Source organism: Rosenbergiella epipactidis (assembly GCF_018494055.1).
Classification (GTDB): domain Bacteria; phylum Pseudomonadota; class Gammaproteobacteria; order Enterobacterales; family Enterobacteriaceae; genus Rosenbergiella; species Rosenbergiella epipactidis.
Window position 1 is genome coordinate 439,587 of sequence record NZ_JABBFQ010000002.1, and the last position, 20,382, is coordinate 459,968.

Genomic DNA, 20,382 nt, shown 5'->3' on the forward strand with positions numbered 1-20,382 from the left:
GTTATTCAGTTAATCATCCTGATTCGATACCAGCTTAACCGAATAAGCTGCACCTAAATTTGAAACAAAACAACCCCGCCTCAGATAGTTTGCTACCCAAGACGAGTGAATTTTCAGTTTGATACATATTTTACCCGAGAGTTCCTCCCGGATCATCGTTTACTTTGCCCCTCAAGGGGACGTAGTATTGCGGGTTCCACTGTTAACGACGCCGAGATTATGCGACTTTCAAGACTCATTACAGCTCTCACCCTTGCGGTAACGCTTCAAGCCACCGCAACGCCTGTCGAGGATTATACCCAATACCTTCCTGATGGTACCAATCTCGCGTTCATGGCGCAAAGGGTAGGCGATACAACACCGATTGTCGATTATCACGGAAAACAAATGGCGCTGCCTGCCAGTACGATGAAAGTGTTCACTGCACTGGCCGCACTATTAGAACTTGGCAAAGATTTTCGTTTCCAGACAACCTTTGAAAGTCACCAAAAAATAGCCGGTGATACCTTACAGGGTGATCTGGTTGCTCGCTTTGGTGGCGACCCGACGTTTACGCGGCAAGACTTACGTAATATGGTCGCGCAGCTGAAACAAAAGGGCGTTACGCATATTCAAGGTAACTTGGTCATCGATACTTCAGTTTTCGCGAGCCACGATATGGCTCCTGGCTGGCCATGGAATGATTTGACGCAATGCTTTAGCGCGCCCCCTGCAGCCGCTATCGTCGATAAAAACTGTTTTTCCATCTCGCTCTATAGCGCCAAAACGCCGGGCGAGAACGCCTTTATCCGTATTGCGTCTTACTATCCTGCGCACATGTACAGTGAGGTGAAAACCCTAGGTCCTAACTCAGGTGAGGCGCAATATTGCGAGCTTGACGTAAATCCCGGGGAATTAAACCGCTATACCCTGACTGGATGCCTGCGCCAGCGTAATGACCCGCTTCCTCTTGCCTTCGCTGTGCAAGATGGCGCGGCTTGGGCTGGGGAAATTTTGCGGGATGAGCTACGTAAAGCCGATATCGACTATCGTGGCCACTTGGTCCGTCAAACGCAACCCACTGAACCTGGTACCGTTCTGGCAATCGAACAATCCGCCCCACTCCATAGCCTATTACATACCATGTTGAAGAAGTCAGATAACGTGATTGCCGATACCGTTTTCCGAACAATCGGTCATCACTATTTCAACGTACCAGGAACGTTTCGAGCAGGGTCGGATGCGGTACGCCGTATCCTTCGTGAGAAAGCGTGGGTCGACATGGGCAATACCATCCAAGTCGATGGTTCCGGATTATCACGACACGATTTGGTTGCACCGGACACTATGATGCAAGCACTGCAGTTTATCGCTAAGAATGACAGCAGCCTCGATTTTATTAGTATGCTTCCTTTAGCCGGTTACGATGGCACTTTACAATATCGTGGCGGATTACACGAAGCGGGTGTCGATGGAAAGCTCTCTGCGAAAACCGGTTCGTTACAAGGCGTATATAACTTAGCAGGCTTCTTAACGACGTCACGCGGAACGCGCATCGCCTTCGTCCAATACCTCTCTGGGTATGCAGTTCCCCCAGAAGATCAACGAACGCGACGCGTCCCCCTCGTTCGATTTGAAAGTCGACTCTACAGCGATTTGTATCGAAATTATTAGCCATAAAAAAACCCGCTTACGCGGGTTTTTTTATTAGAAGTGAGTATTAAGACTCATATAGTAGGTTCGGCCTGACTCGTTGTAAGTGTTAGCACCTGCACCGTATAGGTAACTTGTGACACCTGTCTTCGAATTAAGCGTTCCAGTAGTTTGTGCATTGCCTTCACGGAAGTGACGTTTATCAAAGAGGTTGTCTATCCCAGCGGTGATACTGACATTCTTGGTAGCGTCCCATGTCGCGCTAGCACCAAAGATGCTGTATGGACTGACTTCACGGGTATCAGGGTAACTGACTTTATTCCCTTGGTAGTTACGACTCTTCGGTTTCTGCTTACCATACCAAGTCCATGTTGCTTGTACCGACAGGTCCTGACGAATCTGCCACTCGACATTGGAGTTCAAGGTAAACTGCGGGATAACGGAAAGACGATCATGATTCGTCTTATCCTTGCTCTGCAGCATCCACGTCATATTATTATTCCAAGTTACCGTATCGGTGACTGGAACGTTAAAGGTCCCCTCAAGGCCTTCAACTACCGCGCGCGGCACATTTTCCCATTGGAAAACACGAGTACCGCTACTATTGGTGTAAGTAGCATTGTTACCCGACTCAATTTTATTATGATAGTCATTACGGAAATAAGTCAGCCCAGCCTGCAGTCCGGCAAGATCTTTATACTCGAGCCCAATCTCTTTGTTGACGCTGGTTTCTGCTTTGAGGTCGCTATTACCTTGTAAATAACAACCTGTCGCCGAACTACCGTAGCACCCTTGTCCTTTACTATAGAGGATATAGTTGGGGTTAGTTTGATACAGGTTAGGGGCTTTGTAGGCCCGAGCAATCCCCATCTTCAGCGTCCACTCATTAGTGAGCTGCTGAGTTAAGTTAAGTGATGGGCTCCAGTTAGTGCCGACAATCGAATGATGGTCAAAACGAATGGCCGGTGTTAATACCGTGGAATCCGTGATATCCATATTGTCTTCCGCAAACATTGAGAAGATCTGCGCTTGAGAATGCGGTGAACGTGTACCCGTTCCAACACCACTGATCGCACCACCGGTGTTAGTCCCAGTCAGCGCTTGACCGGTCGAGGTGCCATCTTTTATCTTTTGCTGGTTCCACTCAGTCCCCAAGGTAAGGTTCTGATCTACCCAAGCCGTAAAGGGAATACTGACTTCACTGTGCAGCAGCACATCGCTGAGATCGATATCAGAGAATCCAGCGTTATTATTAAAGATCCCCTCGGTTCCCCCAGCTAACCCTTCGGTAATCCTTGAGTTACGGGTTCTCTCATATTGCGCATAGGTATTGGTACTGACTCCGTTATCCCAGACCCCTGTCCAAGTTAAGGCATAATCTTGGCGGTAGATACGGTTCGTTTCGTCGCCATATTTGCTCTTCACATAATCTGAGGTGTTGGTATTCTGCGTATCGCCGGCATAAATATTCCCTTGTCGGCTGGTCCCAGCTTCGAATTCAAGGTGCTGATTGGGGGCAAATTCCCAGTTTAGTTTACCGTGGAGGTCTTTATCTCTTACCCCCTCTCGGCCAGCAGGATAGCTTCCGGCATAGGTACCGGTACGCGATGCTGAATGATTTTGGTTAATGTCGTAAGCATCCGCTTGAGTCTTATCGATATTACCCCAAATACTTAATGTTAAGCTATCGGTTGCAGGCCCCATCAAGCTGAAGTTCGTTCGTTTGGTTGAACCTTCAGATTTATGTTGTGGCACGTTGTAATAGGCGTTCCATGAACCATGCCACTCTTTATTCGCTTGCTTGGTGATGATATTAACCACCCCGCCCATCGCCCCGCTACCGTAACGTGCCGCAGCCGGTCCGCGGATAACTTCAATATGGTCAATCATTTCCGGTGGCACCCAGTTGGTATCACCACGAGAATCTCGCTCACCTCGCCATCCGTAACGCACCGAGTTTTTACTACTGACCGGACGGCCATCGATCAAGATCAAGGTATTTTCTGGCCCCATACCTCGAATATCGATCTGACGGTTATTGCCCCGCTGCCCACTGGTCGAGTTACCGGTTAAATTCACCCCAGGCATGGTACGAATGATTTCTGATACATCACGCGCCGGTGGGTGTTTACGAATCGCCTCGGAGGAGATCGTCGAAACACCCGGCGCTTGCAGGGTTTGCTGGCGAGCCGTGACGACGATGGAGTTATGTGAACTTTCTTCGGTGGATAAGGGCTTATCACCAGAGGTTTTGGCTGCAGTATCATCTGACGCCGGAGAGTTGACGGTGACATCGGATGAAGCCGCTGAAGCCGGCGCGCAATAAATAAAAAATGAGCTACCTAGCTCAAGACAAATTGCAGCAGAAAGAAATGATAATTTTTTCATTTTTATAATCCCAGTTCCCTAGGTCAATGCTGTGTGTGTGTTTATTAAGGAGCCTTTACGTGAACGATCTTATTATGCAAACAAATGCGCAATAAATGACAAACTACGTAAAGAGAGATTGCAATCTATTGCAGATGAAAATAATTATCAATACTATTATCAACAAATCTCGCTTCCGAACGCTATTCGCAGATAGCTGCTATAAAAGATAATTTTGCAAATGCTTATTCCTGAATGGTTTACCTCTGATACCGGTTCCGAACTGTGGTGGCAAGCACAACAGCTGCAGGGTGTGCCACGTATCGAGCGAATTGATGCGCAACAATGCCGCGTGACCTTCCTCTGGCGTCAGCCTGCTCGCCCCGCTGAGGCCCCCCCCATACAAGCGGTATGGCTCAATATTACGGGGATCACTGATCATCACCAGCCCGAGCCTCCGGTATCCTTAGTGCATTATCCTGCTAGCGATGTCTGGTATCTTAGCCTCACGCTTCCCACTGAGTGGCGAGGAAGCTATTGCTTGATTCCGGACTCAAAGAACGAGGTAGGAGTAGTGAAGCAAGATATTTTCCAGCGTCGTGAATGGTGGCGAGAACAGTTTACACATGCCCAACACGATAGCCTCAACGCGTTACGTTCTTGGTCTGCAGGTCGAGGGATGTCTGTCTCTCCCCTTCACCTGCCTGATGCGCCTGCGCAGCCTGAATGGCAAGCATGGGATCGAGGAGAGCAACCACCGCTCCCCCTAAAGGTCATTGTCTGGAAGAGTGCTCGGTTAGGCAATGAACGGCGCGTGTGGTGCTACGGTTCGGCGAAAGAGGACGCTGCGACCTATCAGCATTTAGCGTTATTACTTGATGGCCAGTTCTGGGCCAACACCCTCCCTATCGCCAGCCCTCTGCAGCAATTAACGGATAGGGGAAAGCTTCCTGCTGCACTCTACATCATGCCTGAAATCATCGATCGCGAGCATCGCGGCCGGGAATATCCCTGTAATGCCGATTTTTGGCAGGCTATTAACGAAGAGTTACTCCCGCTAATCAAACAGACATTTCATTGGCGACAAGACCCCGCACGAACCCTGGTCACAGGGCAAAGTTTTGGTGGGCTGGCCTCAGTCTATGCGTGCCTCAACTGGCCACAATTTTACGGTAAAGCCCTCAGCCTTTCCGGATCCTTTTGGTGGCCGAACCGCGGGCATGCGGCAGGTTACCTGCTTCAACAGTTACAGCAGAAAGCCCCCGTTATCGCCCCACGAGAAATACTCTTGGAGGCAGGTTGCCGTGAAACATTAATTTGCGAAGCCAACCGTGAAATGGATAAGTGGTTAAGCCATTACCACATCCCACATCGTTTACGCTATGTCGAAGGTGGACACGATGCACTCTGGTGGCGGGGAAGTTTATTAGATGGATTACAAGCGTTATGGAAGGACGAATAATATGATGATTATCGATGACAGCGTAGCACAACAACTTTCCCCTGATGAGCACAACACCGCCTCATCGTCAGTGAAGACTGGTCGGTTGCCACTGGTTGCCGCACAACCCGGGATCTGGGTTGCCGACCAGCTTTCTCCTTTTAGCAACGCCTTTGCCGTCGCACACGCTATCACGCTACCGGGGACACTCAATCTTGATCTAATGCAACAGGCGATTCAACAAGGGTTGGCCGAAGCAGACACCGTTAATTTTCGGTTTGATGAGCACGAAGGAGAAGCCTTCCAATGTTTTAGCCCCAACCTCGACTTTACGGTAGAGTCTATTGATCTCCGTGACGATCCTCAGGCGTTGGCGGCGGCACATGCCTTAATGGAAGCCGATCTACAAAGTCCTTTACGTATTACTGATAAAGGTCCCAAGGTTAGGCAGGTGCTGATACGTATCACCTCTGAACAATGGATATGGTATCAGCGTTATCACCACCTGATGGTCGATGGCTTCAGCTTTATTGCCCTCACCAAACGGATTAGCGAAATTTATGCCCATTTGCGCCACCAGCAACCGCTAGCGGCATCACCCTTTACCGCATTCGATGAGGTGGTTGAGGAGTACCAAAATTACCAACACAGCACAACGTATCAAAAAGATAAGCGTTATTGGCTGGAGAAAGTCCCGCAGCTTCCCGACCCGCTAAGCCTTGCACAAGCGCCGCTAAATGGTGAAGTGGCTAGCCCGCAGGTAATACGTCACAGGATACAGTTTTCCGCTCAGCAGCTTGCTCCGTTACACCAACACCTCGCCGAATCAGGCCTCACGCCTGTCGATGCGGCGGTTACGCTCGTCAATACTTGGCTCGCCCATCTGACGGGCCAGCAACCTTTTAGCGCAGGCTTTATTTTTATGCGCAGAATGGGATCGGCAGCCCTTAGCGCAGTCGGGCCGGTGATTAATGTCTTACCTATGAGTGTTGGCTATCAACCTAGCTATACTTTTACCGAATTTGCAGGTCTTCTCAATAAAGAGATTAAGAAAAATCGACGTCATCAACGCTACGATGCAGAGCAAATTAGCCGCGACTTAGGCTCAACCGGGGATAGTGCCCCACTGTTCGGCCCGGTATTAAACGTCAAACTCTTCGATTATCACTTAGCGTTTGAAGGCCAGAACGTTCATACCACGCACTTAGCCTCAGGGCCGGTGCGCGATATTGAAATAGCGTTAATCCTCGATAATCAAGGTGCCTTAACCTTAGAGTTCTTAGCTAATAGCAATCGTTACGACGAACACGCACTGTTGACGCATATTCAACGTTTGCCACTGATTATCGAACAGTTAACCGCACAGCCAACGCTAGCGCTCTCTGAACTCAGTCTTCTGAGCGAGCAAGAGCAGCTTCAACTGGTCAACGTTAATGCCACCGACATTGTTCTGCAAGACGATACTCTATGGTCGATGATCGCCACACAGTGTCGACGTACTCCGGATAATATTGCGCTGGCTGATTCGCAGGTTGCGCTATCTTACGCACAGATGGAACAGCAGGTCATTGCCTTAGCTGCCGCACTTCAGCAACAGGGTGTACAAGCTGGCGATATTGTCGCCGTGGCGCTTCCGCGCTCCATCTATCTCTCATTAGCCTTGCAGGCAATCGTGCGGCTCGGCGCAATTTGGCTGCCGCTTGATACCGGCTATCCTGATGACCGCTTAGCCATTATGCTGGAAGACTCAACTCCGCGCCTAGTAATCACCGAACAGGCACTGAGCAGCCGATTTACACACATTAACGACACGCCACATTATTATTATCAATCGCTATTTACCGATGTGCCGTTACTATCGGCCGCTGTTCCCGTCTCGACACAAGGGGCGTACTTAATTTATACCTCAGGTTCGACAGGTAGACCTAAAGGCGTGTTAGTCAGCCATCACGCGATCGTGAATCGCTTAAAATGGATGCAAAACCACTACCCGCTTGATGCTCAAGATGTCGTTATCCAGAAAACGCCAAGTAGTTTTGATGTGTCGGTGTGGGAGTTCTTCTGGCCATTAATGACTGGGGCGAAGCTCTTTATGGCTCCTCCCGAGTGCCATCGCGATCCGGAGTGGTTGCAACAAGTCATGGTTGAACAGCATGTCAGCGTGACCCACTTTGTGCCGTCAATGTTAGCCGCGTTTTTAGAAAGCCTTACTGAAGCCACTGCCACGGCCTTACGTCAGCATCTACGTCTCGTCTTTTGTAGTGGCGAAGCCCTGCCCACCGCGCTGGCTCGTCAATGGGAACAAAGTGTAGCGATCCCGTGCCATAATTTATATGGCCCCACCGAGGCTGCCGTTGACGTGAGCTGGTTCCCAGCATTTGGCCCAGAACTTGCCGCGGTGGAAGGTCACAGCGTGCCGATTGGCTGGCCGGTTTGGAACACTCAGCTTCATATTCTCGATAGTCAGCTTAAACCCGTTCCCTATGGTATAGCAGGTGAACTATGGCTAGGCGGAGTGCAGCTGGCAGAGGGCTATTTAGGTCGACCCGAGCTCACTGCCGAGCGGTTTATTGCCGCACCTTGGGACGCAACTCAACGCTTGTACCGTAGCGGCGATGTAGCCCGTCGTCTTACCCACGGTGAAATTGAATATTTGGGACGTAACGATGACCAACTCAAAATCCGCGGTCAGCGGATAGAGCTCTCAGAGATTGATGCCGTTCTCCTTTCGTTGCCAGGGATTAAGCAAGCGGCATCCGTTGCCGTAAGCTTAAATCAACAATTATCCGGTCTAGCCGATGACCGACAACTGGTCAGCTATATTATTGCTGACACGCCACAACAGATAGATTACCTTCGTCAGCAACTGGCCGAACGACTACCAGCGCACATGGTGCCGGTGATCATTATTCCCGTCGAGGCGTTCCCGCTTAGCAGTAATGGTAAGTTAGATCGTAAAGCCTTGCCCGTTCCGAAACTTGACGATCACCACTCGCTGCGTGAACCTCAAGGTGCAGTAGAGGTTCAATTAGCCGCAATGTTTGCCGAACTCCTGCAGCGACCACAGGTCGCAGCAAATCAGGACTTCTTTGCATTGGGGGGGCACTCGCTCTTAGCAATGCGTTTAGCCGCGCAAATTCGTAAGCAGATGGATTATCCGCTTACCGTTGGCCACGTGATGGTGAACGCAACCGTGGAAAAACTTGCACAGATCATTCAACAAAGCCCTGAACACGCAGACAGTGGATTACAAACCTTGTTACCTCTACGCCAAACCCAGGGACCTCGTCTCTATTGCTTCCACCCGGCATCCGGATTCGCTTGGCAATTTAGCGTATTACAGCGGTATCTAGACCCGACATGGTCCATTATTGGTATCCAATCGCCGGATGAACAAGGCGCTTTAGGCGATGCGCAGCATATTGATGATGTCTGTGACCGGCATCTTGAGACGCTTCTGGCCGACCAACCCACGGGGCCTTATTATTTTATCGGTTACTCCCTCGGTGGGACCTTAGCTCAAGGTATTGCATCACGGCTTGAAGCACGAGGAGAAAACGTTGCGTTTTTAGGCCTGCTTGATACGTGGCCACCTGAAACGCAGAATTGGGATGAGAAGCAGGGCAAAAATGTCTTAGATGAGCAAGTCATTGAAGAAGTCAACCGTGAGCGTGAGCAGTTTGTTCAAAGCCAACGGCAACAAGCAGGTGAGGAGCTTTCTCATCTTTTTGATCAGGTTGAAGCCAATTACGCCCACTCCGTGCGTCTATTAACGACCGCACGCAGTCGTAAGACACAAGGGCAAGCGACACTATTCTCCGCCCTAAAAACGCAGCAACCTGGGTTAAGTGCGCAACAAGCTTGGGCACCTTTTATTCAGCAGTTAGATATTGCGCCCATCGACTGTGCCCATGTAGAGATCATTTCACCGGCGATGTTTGAAACCATCGGCCCAGAGATCAACCGCCGCTTAAGGCATTTACTCTCCTGATGCTAGAGGGGGCAGTTGCCCCCTCATTTCCCGACGGGGACGATCATCGGTGTCCCTGCAATGGGATCAGCGATGATGACCGCTTTTAATCCGTAGACCTGCTCAATTAACTCCGCGGTGATAATCTCACTGGGTTTACCTTCGGCAATAATTGCCCCTTCACGCATCGCAATAAGATGACTGGCGTAGCGACACGCTTGGTTTAATTCATGCAGTACCACGACTAATGTTCGGCCATGGCGTTGGTTTAGCTCACGTAACAGTTCCATGAGTTCGATTTGATGAGTGATATCCAACCATGTCGTCGGCTCGTCAAGGAGCAATAGCGGGGTTTGCTGTGCCAACACCATGGCAATCCAGACACGTTGCCGCTGCCCTCCGGAAAGCTGCTCAACGGGACGATCCGCCAAATGGTCGATATGAGTCGCTGCCATCGCCTCCGCCACGGCTTGGCTGTCCTCAAAACGCCATCCACCAAACAGTGACTGATGTGGATAACGTCCGCGTCCAACTAAATCTACGACGGTGATCCCTGCAGGAGTATGGCTATTTTGAGGAAGCAAACCGAGTTGTCGGGCAACCTCTTTCGCCGGTAACTGATGGATAGCCTGCCCATCAAGAATAACTTGGCCGGCGACCGGTTTTATCACTCGACTTAGCGCTTTTAATAGCGTCGATTTCCCACAGGCGTTTGGACCAATAATCACCGTAAATTCGCCATCGGGAATCGTTACCGATAGCTGCTCTGCGACCGTTTTATTGTCGTAAGCCAACGTGAGGTCTCTCGCAGCAAGACGGGAAGAAGATAAACTCATGAACGTCTGGCCTCTCTAACCAAAAGTGACAATAGATAGATGCCGCCTACACTGACGGTAATCACCCCGACGGGAAGTTGATAAGGCAGGAAAGCGTGTTGGGCCAGATAATCCGCGGCCAGTAGTAATAGGCTGCCACATAATGCCGTATTCCATAATACACCAGACGGGCTGTTAGCCAGACGCCGTGCAATCTGTGGTGCCACCAGCGCAACGAAAGAGACAGGGCCAATCACCGCGGTGGGTACCGCGGTCAGTAAAGTGGCGAGTAATAGCAATCCTAACCGCGTTCGCTCCGTGCGGATACCCAGCGCGCAGGCTAAGTCGTCTCCCATCTCCATCAGCCGCATCCGTTTCGCTAACATCGCGACCCCGAGTAGTGCGATGACTACCGCAGGAAAAACCAAGTTAACGCTCTGCCAATTTACGCCGTTCAGTGACCCAGCACTCCATAAGCCTGCGCTCATCGCGGTACTTAAGGAAGTTGAGGTCATCACCCAGCCATTAAACGACATAAGCAGAGCACGAATACCTATTCCTATCAAAATTAATCGATAAGGGGTGATACCTTGACGCCAAGCCAATAGATAGATGATGGCGCCGGTTAACGCGGCGCTCACCAACGAGGCTAAGGTCATGGCGAACAGGTTACTGGGCCACAGTAGCATAACGGCGAGAACGCCAGAGAAAGCACCCGCGTTAAGGCCTAATACATCCGGGCTACCCAGTGGGTTACGTAAAATGGATTGGAAAATCGCGCCGCTGATCCCTAGCGCCGCACCACAGAATACTGCAATCAGCACTCGGGGTAGCCGCCACTCGACGACAACTAATCGCAAGCCTGCAGGTCCGTTTCCCGTGAGGAGCAACCATAGGTCGTGTAGCGATAGCGGGATAGCGCCACGACATAGTGCGCTTAACATCACCGATCCGACCGCGAGCAATAAGAAACAGAAAATAATCAGTGGACGTTTCTTCATGACATACCACGCCCTATCCGATGACGAACGAGAATAATTAAGACGGGGGCACCGATCAGAGCAGTGATAATCGATACCCGAATTTCACCCGGGGCAATACTACGACCAATAATATCGGCAAGCAGTAAAACAGCTGGGGTGATTAACACTGTACCCGGTAAAAAATAACGATGGTCGCTGCCTAAGATGCCCCGCGCGAGATGCGGCGCAACCAGTCCTATAAAAGCAATAGGGCCGGTCAGAGCGGTTGCACAGGCGGATAATAACGCGATCAGCAGTAGTCCACACAGCTGAACAAGCCCGACGCGTGTTCCTAAGGTGCGAGCAAGGTCCTCGCCCATGCTGATCGCATTTAATGAGCGACTCAGTATCAACGTGCAAAGGGTAGCAATCGCTACCACCGGGCCAAGTAAGCTAAAGATCGTAAGTTGCCGTACATCTAATGACCCGGTTTGCCAGAAGCGCAGATGATCGTAAATATCGGGGTTTAACAGAGAGATACCACTCGTCAGCCCTTCTAAAATAGCTGCTAACGAAACACCTGCTAACGTCAGACGAATCGGGTTCAATCGGCCGCCGCGTCCCGCACCGGTAATCGCCACGACAATGGCCGCCAAAAGAGCGCCTAAGAATGCTAAAGAAAAACTCTGCCAGAAAGAGAGTGTTCCCCAGAAACTTAATCCCACGACGGTAACAAAACTGGCACCTGAATTGACGCCCAGTAGACCAGGATCAGCGAGCGGATTCCTGGTCAGAGATTGCATCAATGCACCGGCTAGCCCGAGCGCACAGCCTGCGACTAAGCCAGCCAGGGTCCTCGGCAGCCGTGAATACCGGATGATGTCGCAATTCTCACTGTGACAGGTTTGCCACAGTGAGAGGCTTGACCAGCTTTCTGATAAGGAAATCGTTTTGGCTCCGGTCAGTAAACTCACTATCACTAAGCCAAATAAGACGATTATTGCCCCGGAGAAGAGTCCTAAGGGTTTACACCACGGAGAAGATTGAGCGTTTTTCACCTTAATGCACAAAGAGTTTTTCTAGCATCGCTAAAGTATGGGTCGCGCTGTAGTAATCTAAACGGAAATTGTCGTTACCCAGCGGGTAGACATGCCCCTGCTTCACAGCAGGTGCTTGCTGTAGGAAACGATCATTATTCACTTGTTTAACCGTATCATTATCCGCGACGAACATTAACCAGCTTTTGCCACTCAGCCCTTCACTCAATTTTTCACCAGAAAGCTGAATAATATCTTTACGCTGCCCCATACTGTGGCTAGTCGCCAGCCCGGTCGGTGTTGGTGCTAAGGTGAACCCTAACTGTTGTAGCAGTTTCCCTTGAGCGGAGTCGGCGGTCCAGAGATTCACCTCTTTCCCTCCCCCATTCCAAACAAAAGCGGAGACAGGCTCAGGAGGGAGTTTCAATTTGGGTTTTAATGCAGCAACGCGCTGGTCAAACTGATGAACTAAGGTATTCGCTTGATCTTCATGACCGGTAGCTTGACCTAACAGCGTAACGATCTGCTGCCAGCTTTTATTGTCATAATTAACGACAATCACTGGTGCAATGCTTGAAAGTTGATTCACTAACCGTAGCGCGCTGTCGTGCCCCGTAGCGCTGACAACGATTAAGTCCGGGGCCTGCGCAGCCACCATCTCGGCATTCGCCTCACCAATATATAAGCGCTGTACATGCTTTTGCTTCGCCACAGCACCCCATTGGCTAAAAAAGCCTTGGTTATCGGTAAAGCGGCTATTCGGCACACCTGCACCGCTGGCTATCACGGGGGCATCGATGGCAAGTAACGATCCCGTCAGGGTAACACTGGTCGAGACGATTCTTTTCGGTGCACTCTTTATTGTCACCGTCCCATTATCCGTCACGACTTGCCTTGGCCAACCGGCAGCTTGACTCAGCCCTGCTAAAGGTAATAACACACTGACTAAGAGAATATTTAGCAGTCTTGAGCGTCGGATCATAATGGCTTTCCTATATGAGCATCTAGTGCGTAATCCTAAGGTCTTAATGAGAAGTTAACCTTAAGCGGGCTTCATCAGTTGACAGGTAAGGGCGTTAAGCGTAGCTTACCGCCAAAATTCAAATGATAATCATTATTAATTATCTTATCATTTAATGGTGCTATTATGGTCGAAATCACTGCCGTTGAAAATATTCCACACCGTAAAATTCAACAACAGGGCGCATTAAACGAACGTTTTCTGTTTACCTCTCCAGAAACCAGCCTGCTAACTGACGGCTGCTTTAAACGTATCACTCAGCCTCTGCTTGATGGCGAGGGAAGCCAAGACGCTTTCCAACAGATGCTACGAGAACAATTTCGTCTTGCCCGTGCAGCAGGGATTAAAGACCCCTTAGTGGTGGGAGCAATTCCCTTTGATTCCCATCAACCGACCGCGCTGTTTATTCCCCAGCAAGTTACCCGTACCGACCGTGACCAGTTGGCAACAGAGCTCAGTTCTTCTCAGCAGCAACCGATCGCCTCAATCACCGGTCAGCAAGCTTACCCTGCTCAACCCCATTTTATGAAAATGGTCAGCGATGCTGTCGCGGCAATGAATCGAGGTGAGTTAGATAAAGTCGTTCTTTCCAGGCTGCTAAAATTGACGACAGAAGACCGTATTGATAGCACTACGTTGATGGGCCGTATTATGGCGCAGAACCCGGATAACTATCATTTCCATGTCCCGCTTACAAATAACGAAGTATTACTGGGTGCAAGCCCTGAGCTCCTGCTACGTAAGCAAAAAAATCAATTTAGCTCTCGCCCTTTAGCCGGTTCAGCAAAGCGTCAGCTAGACCGAGAGGACGATCATCGTGTAGGCCAGACGCTACTTGCATCGACCAAAGACCGTCATGAGCATCAGCTAGTTATCGACGCGATGGCAAAAGTATTAGCCCCGGTCGCTGAGCAGTTACAAGTGCCGCAAGTTCCAGAACTGGTCACCACCTCACAACTATGGCACCTTGCCACCACCGTACAAGGGATTACCCATCACGCTGAAGAAAATGCGCTAGCGCTAGCAGGATTACTTCACCCTACTCCCGCGTTGAGCGGCTACCCTCATCAGTTAGCTTGCCGTCTAATTCAACAGTTAGAGCCTTTCCCTAGAGAACTCTTTGGTGGCATGGTGGGTTGGTGCGATGATGAAGGTAACGGCGAATGGGTCGTGACGATTCGTTGTGCACAATTAACTCCACAACAGGTGACCCTCTTTGCGGGTGCAGGTATCGTTCCCGCTTCCGATCCGCTTTCGGAGTGGCAAGAGACCGGTACCAAACTCAGTACTATGCTAAAAGCCTTCGGTTTACATTAATTTTAGGTACTTATTCATGAGCATTTCTTTTACGCCTTGGCCTGCAGAGCTGGCGGCACGTTATCGTGAAAAGGGCTATTGGTTAGACCTTCCTCTGATAGATATTCTCGACCGGCATCATGATAGCGATCGTCCAGCGATTATCGATTCGACACAAACGCTCAGCTATCGCCAGCTGGCACAATACAGCGACCAATTGGCTGCACAGTTACAACGTCGTGGGATGCGATCGGGGGATACGGCATTAGTTCAGCTGGGGAATCACTGCGAATTTTATATTGTCTTTTTTGCCCTATTAAAATTAGGCGTAGCCCCGGTTAATGCACTTTTCAGCCACCAGCGCAGCGAATTGAGTGCCTATGCCGCTCAGATTAAACCGCGTTTATTAATCGCCGACCGACAACATTCGGTCTTTAGCGATAATCGTTTTGTCGATGAACTCCGCGCGCAGTGTCCGGAACTCCAACATCAAGTTTGGCACAACGCTGTTGACGAAGAGCCGAGTTTATTGTCGCTGTATACTCAAGCCGCCGGCCAGTTCACCCCGACACCAAGTGCCGCAGATAACGTAGCCTTTTTCCAATTGTCGGGAGGCAGTACCGGAACCCCCAAACTGATTCCTCGCACCCACAACGATTATTATTACAGCATTATTGGTAGTGTCGATATTTGCCAATTTACTGAGCAAACGCGCTATTTATGCGCACTGCCTATCGCCCATAACTACCCCATGAGCTCACCGGGTATTCTTGGCGTCCTATACAGTGGTGGACTGAGCGTTTTGGCGCCTGATCCAAGCCCGACTACCTGCTTTAGCTTAATCGCCGATCACCTTATTAATGTCACGGCTTTAGTACCGCCTGCGGTGAGTCTTTGGTTGCAGTCGATAAAAGAGTGGAACTGCGCGCATCAGCTCGCTTCACTGCGTTTACTGCAAGTTGGCGGGGCCAAACTGAGCGAAAGTTTAGCTGCACGAATTCCTGCAGAAATCGGCTGCCAGTTACAGCAAGTATTTGGTATGGCAGAGGGCTTGGTAAACTATACGCGTCTCGATGACGATCAACAGACCATCCTTACCACGCAAGGCTGCCCTATTTCACCCGATGATGAAGTCTGGGTGGCCGATGAAGCAGGCCAACCACTTCCGATTAATACGACCGGCCGTTTAATGACCCGTGGTCCGTATACTTTCCGTGGATACTATAATAGCCCAGAACATAATGCGGCTTGCTTCGATCAACAGGGCTTTTATTGCTCAGGCGATCTCATTTCGATTGATGAACGCGGCTATATTACTGTCCAGGGCCGTGAAAAAGATCAAATCAATCGTGGCGGGGAAAAGATCGCCGCTGAAGAGATCGAGAATCTTTTACAACGACATCCAGACATTATCCACGCTGCTCTTGTCTCGATGAGTGATGAGTTATTAGGTGAGAAAAGTTGCGCCTATATCGTCACCAAACAAGCGGTAAAAGCGGTACAGCTACGTCGCCATTTACGTGACCAAGGGATAGCCGAATTTAAATTACCCGATCGATTCGTCTTTAGCGACGCCTTACCGCTGACTCCCGTCGGAAAAGTGGATAAAAAGTTGCTCCGTCAGCAACTACTTGAAGAAAGTAAGAAAAATGCTTAATTCCCCTATTTATACTGTATCGATTTTGGAGTTGTCATGAGTATCCCTAAACTAACGGCTTATGCTTTACCGACAGCCGATGAGTTACCGAAGAACAAAGTGAACTGGACCTTCGAGCCACAACGCGCTGCATTATTAATTCACGATATGCAAAATTACTTCCTTAATTTCTGGGGAGAAAACAGTGAATTTGTCCAGACCGTAGTAGGCCATATCGCGGCCTTGCGCCAACAATGTAAAGCGTTGGGTATTCCAGTGTTCTACACCGCACAACCCAATGAGCAAAGTGATGAAGACCGCGCTTTACTGAACGATATGTGGGGACCAGGTTTAAATCGTCATCCTGAGCAACAAAAAGTAACCGCCGCCTTAGCCCCAGATGAACAAGATATCGTCCTGACCAAGTGGCGTTACAGTGCTTTTCAGCGCTCTGATCTTGAACAGCAGCTCAAAGCGATGGGCCGCGACCAATTAATCATCACCGGTGTCTATGCCCATATTGGTTGCCTGACTACCGCGACAGATGCTTTTATGCGGGATATCAAACCCTTTATGGTTGCCGATGCTTTAGCCGATTTCAGCCGAGAAGAGCATCTTATGGCGTTAACCTACACCGCTGGTCGTAGTGGAAAAGTGGTTATGACAGATGACCTGTTATTACTGCCTGCCTCAAAACAAGCGTTACGCGATGCCATTTTACCCTTACTCGAAGATGATGATATTCCAGAAGACGACGAAAATCTGATTGATTATGGCCTCGACTCGGTACGAATGATGGCACTGGCCTCGCGCTGGCGTCAGGCGATTCCAAGTATGGACTTCGTAACGCTTGCGAAAACGCCTACTTTCGATGCTTGGTGGGCGCTACTTTCTGGGAATAAATAACGGATGATGAGTATGGATTTTCGCGACAAATATGTCTGGGTGACCGGTGCTGGCCAAGGAATTGGTTACGACGCAGCCTGTGCATTTCATCAGGCTGGCGCTATCGTTATTGGCTTCGATAAACAGTTTTCCGGCGAGCACTATCCTTTTCACTGCACAGTCATGGACGTCGCCGATCCTCAACAGGTCGCTGACGTCTGCCAAGCGCAATTAGCCCAGCAACCTCGACTTGATGTCTTAGTTAATGCTGCCGGTATCCTGCGTATTGGTGCGACCGATGCCTTGAGTTTCGAAGATTGGCAAGCCTGCTTTAATGTTAATGCCGGTGGGGCGTTCAACCTCTTTTCACAAACGCTTCCGCTATTTCGTCAGCAAGGTTTTGGCGCTATTGTTAGCGTCGCCTCCAATTCCGCTCATGCCCCACGTCTTGGCATGTCGGCATATGGTGCATCCAAAGCGGCGTTACGCAGCCTTTGCCAGACGGTGGGTTTAGAAATGGCCCCCTATGGGGTACGTTGCAATATCGTTTCGCCGGGCTCAACAGATACCGCGATGCAACGTAGCTTATGGCATACCCCTGAAGCTGAGCAGGAGATGATTAATGGTTTTCCTGATCAGTTTAAACTCGGTATTCCTTTGAAGAAGATCGCTAAACCTCGCGAAATCACTAACGCGATCCTGTTTCTTGCATCGGATCTTGCGAGCCATATCGTATTACAGGATATCGTCATTGACGGTGGTGCAACCTTAGGCGCATAGCAAATGCAGACGATCTGGAAAAAAACCATCGACCTTGACACCCTCAATGATATGGGGAAAAACTGTCTGATCGAGCATCTCGGGATTGTCTTCACCGCCCTGCATCCGACGCACCTCGAAGCGGAAATGCCAGTAGATGCCCGGACTTGCCAGCCTTTTGGTTTACTCCATGGTGGCGCGAGTGTGGTGTTGGCCGAGTCGATGGGATCGATGGCGGGTTGGCTGACCTGTCACGAAGGGCAAAATGTGGTCGGTATTGAGGTGAATGCGAGCCATCATCGTGCTGTCGCCAGCGGTAAAGTGACGGCGGTATGCCAGCCTCTGCACCTTGGTGGGCAAATACAGGTTTGGCAGATAGAGATTAAAAACCTACGGGGGAAACTCTGTTGTAGTGCTCGACTGACGGTAACAATACTCGGGTAACGTAAAAAGGGGCAACCACTCGGTTGCCCCTTCTTTTTAGCGTTGATAAATAATTTCAACACCTTCTTCGTCTTCGTCGTCCCAGTCATCCCAGTCTTCGTCATCTTCTTCTTCGACGGTATGCTGTTCGAGCGTTTCGCGGTGATAATCGTCCCACATAAACTCGACCTTCTCTGCCGCTTTCTCAGCCTTAGCTTCTTCTTTCGGCTGAGAATTAATAAACTTCATCACATCCCAGCAAAGATCCTTAACGCCTTGTTGGCTTGCAGCAGAGATCAGGTAGTAATCACCTTCCCATCCCAGATCGTCAGCGATCTGTTTTGCACGTTCAGCCGCTTCATCCGGATCGAGTAAATCCACTTTATTGAATACCAACCAACGTGGCTTTTGGTAAAGTTTATCGCTGTACTTTTCTAACTCGCCAAGAATGATCCGCGCATTGTCCACGGGATTACTTTCATCGATCGGTGCCAAATCAATAAGGTGAAGCAAGATACGACAGCGTTCAAGGTGTTTCAGGAAGCGAATACCAAGACCAGCGCCATCCGCAGCACCTTCGATTAAACCAGGGATATCGGCGACAACAAAGCTCTGCTCGTTGTCCATACGTACTACACCCAAGCTCGGAACCAAGGTGGTGAAGGGATAGTCTGCTACTTTAGGTTTTGCAGCGGATACGGCACGAATAAACGTCGATTTTCCGGCATTAGGCAGTCCTAACATCCCCACATCAGCGAGTAGCATTAACTCCAGCTGAAGATCGCGTTCTTCACCCGGCGTACCGTTAGTTTTCTGGCGTGGCGTACGGTTAACGGAAGATTTAAAACGCGTGTTTCCAAGCCCATGCCAGCCACCTTTCGCGACCATCAAGGTTTGTCCATGCTCGGTCATATCCCCTAGCGTTTCGCCAGTGCCTTGATCGATAACTCGCGTTCCCATCGGGACCTTTACCGTCACGTCTTTACCGCGTTTACCGGTACAGTCACGGCTTTGGCCATTTTGACCACGTTCCGCGCGGAAAGCTTTCTCAAAACGGTAATCGATAAGGGTATTCAGGTTTTCATCGGCAACCAGCCAGACGTCACCGCCATCACCGCCGTCACCGCCATCAGGACCACCTTTAGGGATATATTTTTCGCGGCGGAAACTGATACAGCCATTTCCACCGTCGCCAGCAACGACTAAGATCGTTGCTTCATCAACAAATTTCATTTCTTCTCTCCGTCATGCATACGCCGTCCAGAGCTAGGTCGGCGGGTCCGCCAGGGTCATATCAGCTGACCGGCAGCGGATCTTAATGTTTGATCTTAATAATAGTGAGTAGGAATAGGCGATCAAACAAGGAATTCGTTCGTGTACTCAACGATCTTTTACAACAGAATGTAAAAAGCCCCGCAAAGCTGCGGGGCTTTAATTCTTCAGTCCTACAGGTAAACCTGCAGAGAGAACCGATTACTCAGCAACGATGCTGACGTATTTACGGTTTTCTGGACCTTTAACTTCGAATTTGATTTGACCTGTTGCAGTAGCGAACAGAGTGTGGTCACGACCACAACCTACATTGTTACCTGCGTGGAATTTGGTTCCACGTTGACGAACAATGATGCTACCTGCTAGTACAGTTTCTCCGCCAAAGCGTTTAACGCCAAGACGTTTAGCATTTGAGTCACGACCGTTACGAGTCGAACCACCAGCTTTCTTGTGTGCCATTTGTTAAATCTCCTCTTAAGCGCTGATGCCAGTAATTTTCACATCAGTGAACCACTGACGGTGGCCTTGCTGCTTACGATGGTGTTTACGACGACGAAACTTAACAATTTTAATTTTCTCGCCACGACCATGAGCTACGACTTCAGCTTTGATAACACCACCAGAAACTAACGGTGCACCAATAGTCACTTCTTCGCCATTAGCAATCATCAGAACCTGGTCAAACTGAACAGTTTCACCGGTTGCAATGTCTAATTTTTCCAAGCGAACGGTCTGACCTTCGCTTACTCGGTGTTGTTTACCACCACTTTGGAAAACCGCGTACATATAAACTCCGCTTCTGCGCTAGCCTTTTAGGTTAAATAGGCGGCGCGATAAAATATTCACATAGGGCGCGAATTCTACGC

Annotated in this window: 16 protein-coding genes; 8 read left to right on the plus strand and 8 right to left on the minus strand. The window is 49.8% G+C overall.

Translation table 11 applies throughout. The features are described from left to right. Positions 1-219 precede the first annotated feature (219 nt). Positions 220-1,653 carry a serine-type D-Ala-D-Ala carboxypeptidase gene (gene dacB, locus HGT71_RS04940; RefSeq protein ID WP_214216845.1) on the plus strand — a complete coding sequence of 478 codons (1,434 nt, stop codon included), beginning with the start codon at positions 220-222 and terminating at the stop codon, positions 1,651-1,653. 33 nt (positions 1,654-1,686) lie between these two features. On the opposite strand, the gene HGT71_RS04945 is transcribed toward dacB, so the two are convergent. Next, entirely contained in the window at positions 1,687-4,020 is a 2,334-nt protein-coding gene (locus tag HGT71_RS04945; RefSeq protein WP_214216846.1) for a TonB-dependent siderophore receptor, read from the minus strand. Between the two features lie 220 nt (positions 4,021-4,240). On the opposite strand from HGT71_RS04945, the gene fes reads away from it, so the two are divergent. Then, entirely contained in the window at positions 4,241-5,461 is a 1,221-nt protein-coding gene (gene fes, locus HGT71_RS04950; RefSeq protein WP_214216847.1) for an enterochelin esterase, read from the plus strand. A gap of 1 nt (position 5,462) precedes the next feature. Next, positions 5,463-9,431, plus strand: a complete 3,969-nt coding sequence (locus HGT71_RS04955) for an amino acid adenylation domain-containing protein (RefSeq protein ID WP_241595674.1) — start codon at positions 5,463-5,465, stop codon at positions 9,429-9,431. A 23-nt stretch (positions 9,432-9,454) separates the two neighbouring features. Here the strand turns inward: HGT71_RS04955 and HGT71_RS04960 are convergent, their stop codons facing one another. Genes HGT71_RS04960 through fepB form a run of 4 tightly spaced genes read right to left on the minus strand, consistent with a single transcriptional unit; the run spans position 9,455 to position 13,206 of the window. Further along, complete coding sequence (locus tag HGT71_RS04960; RefSeq protein ID WP_214216848.1) at positions 9,455-10,246, minus strand: ABC transporter ATP-binding protein; 792 nt, start codon at positions 10,244-10,246, stop codon at positions 9,455-9,457. Next, complete coding sequence (locus tag HGT71_RS04965) at positions 10,243-11,226, minus strand: iron chelate uptake ABC transporter family permease subunit (RefSeq protein ID WP_214216849.1); 984 nt, start codon at positions 11,224-11,226, stop codon at positions 10,243-10,245. The genes HGT71_RS04960 and HGT71_RS04965 overlap by 4 nt, the downstream gene beginning before the upstream one ends. Beyond that, complete coding sequence (locus HGT71_RS04970; RefSeq protein WP_241595679.1) at positions 11,223-12,245, minus strand: iron chelate uptake ABC transporter family permease subunit; 1,023 nt, start codon at positions 12,243-12,245, stop codon at positions 11,223-11,225. Before HGT71_RS04970 ends, HGT71_RS04965 begins: the two co-directional genes overlap by 4 nt. 1 nt (position 12,246) lies before the next feature. Beyond that, complete coding sequence (gene fepB / locus HGT71_RS04975) at positions 12,247-13,206, minus strand: Fe2+-enterobactin ABC transporter substrate-binding protein (RefSeq protein WP_214216850.1); 960 nt, start codon at positions 13,204-13,206, stop codon at positions 12,247-12,249. Positions 13,207-13,371: 165 nt separating this feature from the next. On the opposite strand from fepB, the gene HGT71_RS04980 reads away from it, so the two are divergent. The 5 genes from HGT71_RS04980 to HGT71_RS05000 are packed head-to-tail and all read left to right on the plus strand — an operon-like array spanning position 13,372 to position 18,265. Further along, complete coding sequence (locus tag HGT71_RS04980; protein WP_214216851.1) at positions 13,372-14,562, plus strand: isochorismate synthase; 1,191 nt, start codon at positions 13,372-13,374, stop codon at positions 14,560-14,562. Between the two features lie 16 nt (positions 14,563-14,578). Further along, complete coding sequence (locus HGT71_RS04985) at positions 14,579-16,198, plus strand: (2,3-dihydroxybenzoyl)adenylate synthase (RefSeq protein WP_214216852.1); 1,620 nt, start codon at positions 14,579-14,581, stop codon at positions 16,196-16,198. Positions 16,199-16,234: 36 nt separating this feature from the next. Further along, positions 16,235-17,083 (plus strand): isochorismatase family protein, encoded by an 849-nt coding sequence (locus HGT71_RS04990; RefSeq protein ID WP_214216853.1) that lies wholly within the window; start codon positions 16,235-16,237, stop codon positions 17,081-17,083. 3 nt (positions 17,084-17,086) lie between these two features. Then, positions 17,087-17,842: a 2,3-dihydro-2,3-dihydroxybenzoate dehydrogenase gene (dhbA, locus tag HGT71_RS04995; RefSeq protein ID WP_210395079.1), complete on the plus strand. Its 756-nt coding sequence runs from the start codon at positions 17,087-17,089 to the stop codon at positions 17,840-17,842. 3 nt (positions 17,843-17,845) lie between these two features. Continuing rightward, positions 17,846-18,265: a hotdog fold thioesterase gene (locus HGT71_RS05000; RefSeq protein ID WP_214216854.1), complete on the plus strand. Its 420-nt coding sequence runs from the start codon at positions 17,846-17,848 to the stop codon at positions 18,263-18,265. A gap of 36 nt (positions 18,266-18,301) precedes the next feature. Here HGT71_RS05000 and cgtA read toward each other — a convergent pair whose 3' ends face one another. The 3 genes from cgtA to rplU form a co-directional block, all read right to left on the minus strand. Further along, on the minus strand, positions 18,302-19,477 hold the full coding sequence (cgtA, locus tag HGT71_RS05005; protein WP_214216855.1) for an Obg family GTPase CgtA: 1,176 nt from the start codon (positions 19,475-19,477) through the stop codon (positions 18,302-18,304). Positions 19,478-19,717: 240 nt separating this feature from the next. Then, positions 19,718-19,975, minus strand: coding sequence for a 50S ribosomal protein L27 (rpmA, locus tag HGT71_RS05010; RefSeq protein WP_048911377.1), 258 nt, complete (start codon positions 19,973-19,975; stop codon positions 19,718-19,720). 15 nt (positions 19,976-19,990) lie between these two features. After that, positions 19,991-20,302: a 50S ribosomal protein L21 gene (gene rplU / locus HGT71_RS05015; protein WP_048911376.1), complete on the minus strand. Its 312-nt coding sequence runs from the start codon at positions 20,300-20,302 to the stop codon at positions 19,991-19,993. Between the last annotated feature and the right edge of the window lie 80 nt (positions 20,303-20,382).

Coding starts and splice junctions, on each gene's coding strand:
- HGT71_RS05000 (WP_214216854.1), top strand. CDS start 17,846: ATGCAGACGATCTGGAAAAAAACCATCGACCTTGACACCCTCAATGAT.
- HGT71_RS04965 (WP_214216849.1), bottom strand. CDS start 11,226: ATGAAGAAACGTCCACTGATTATTTTCTGTTTCTTATTGCTCGCGGTC.
- rpmA (WP_048911377.1), bottom strand. CDS start 19,975: ATGGCACACAAGAAAGCTGGTGGTTCGACTCGTAACGGTCGTGACTCA.
- fepB (WP_214216850.1), bottom strand. CDS start 13,206: ATGATCCGACGCTCAAGACTGCTAAATATTCTCTTAGTCAGTGTGTTA.
- HGT71_RS04955 (WP_241595674.1), top strand. CDS start 5,463: ATGATGATTATCGATGACAGCGTAGCACAACAACTTTCCCCTGATGAG.
- HGT71_RS04985 (WP_214216852.1), top strand. CDS start 14,579: ATGAGCATTTCTTTTACGCCTTGGCCTGCAGAGCTGGCGGCACGTTAT.
- HGT71_RS04960 (WP_214216848.1), bottom strand. CDS start 10,246: ATGAGTTTATCTTCTTCCCGTCTTGCTGCGAGAGACCTCACGTTGGCT.
- fes (WP_214216847.1), top strand. CDS start 4,241: ATGCTTATTCCTGAATGGTTTACCTCTGATACCGGTTCCGAACTGTGG.
- HGT71_RS04990 (WP_214216853.1), top strand. CDS start 16,235: ATGAGTATCCCTAAACTAACGGCTTATGCTTTACCGACAGCCGATGAG.
- dhbA (WP_210395079.1), top strand. CDS start 17,087: ATGATGAGTATGGATTTTCGCGACAAATATGTCTGGGTGACCGGTGCT.
- cgtA (WP_214216855.1), bottom strand. CDS start 19,477: ATGAAATTTGTTGATGAAGCAACGATCTTAGTCGTTGCTGGCGACGGT.
- HGT71_RS04980 (WP_214216851.1), top strand. CDS start 13,372: ATGGTCGAAATCACTGCCGTTGAAAATATTCCACACCGTAAAATTCAA.
- dacB (WP_214216845.1), top strand. CDS start 220: ATGCGACTTTCAAGACTCATTACAGCTCTCACCCTTGCGGTAACGCTT.
- rplU (WP_048911376.1), bottom strand. CDS start 20,302: ATGTACGCGGTTTTCCAAAGTGGTGGTAAACAACACCGAGTAAGCGAA.
- HGT71_RS04945 (WP_214216846.1), bottom strand. CDS start 4,020: ATGAAAAAATTATCATTTCTTTCTGCTGCAATTTGTCTTGAGCTAGGT.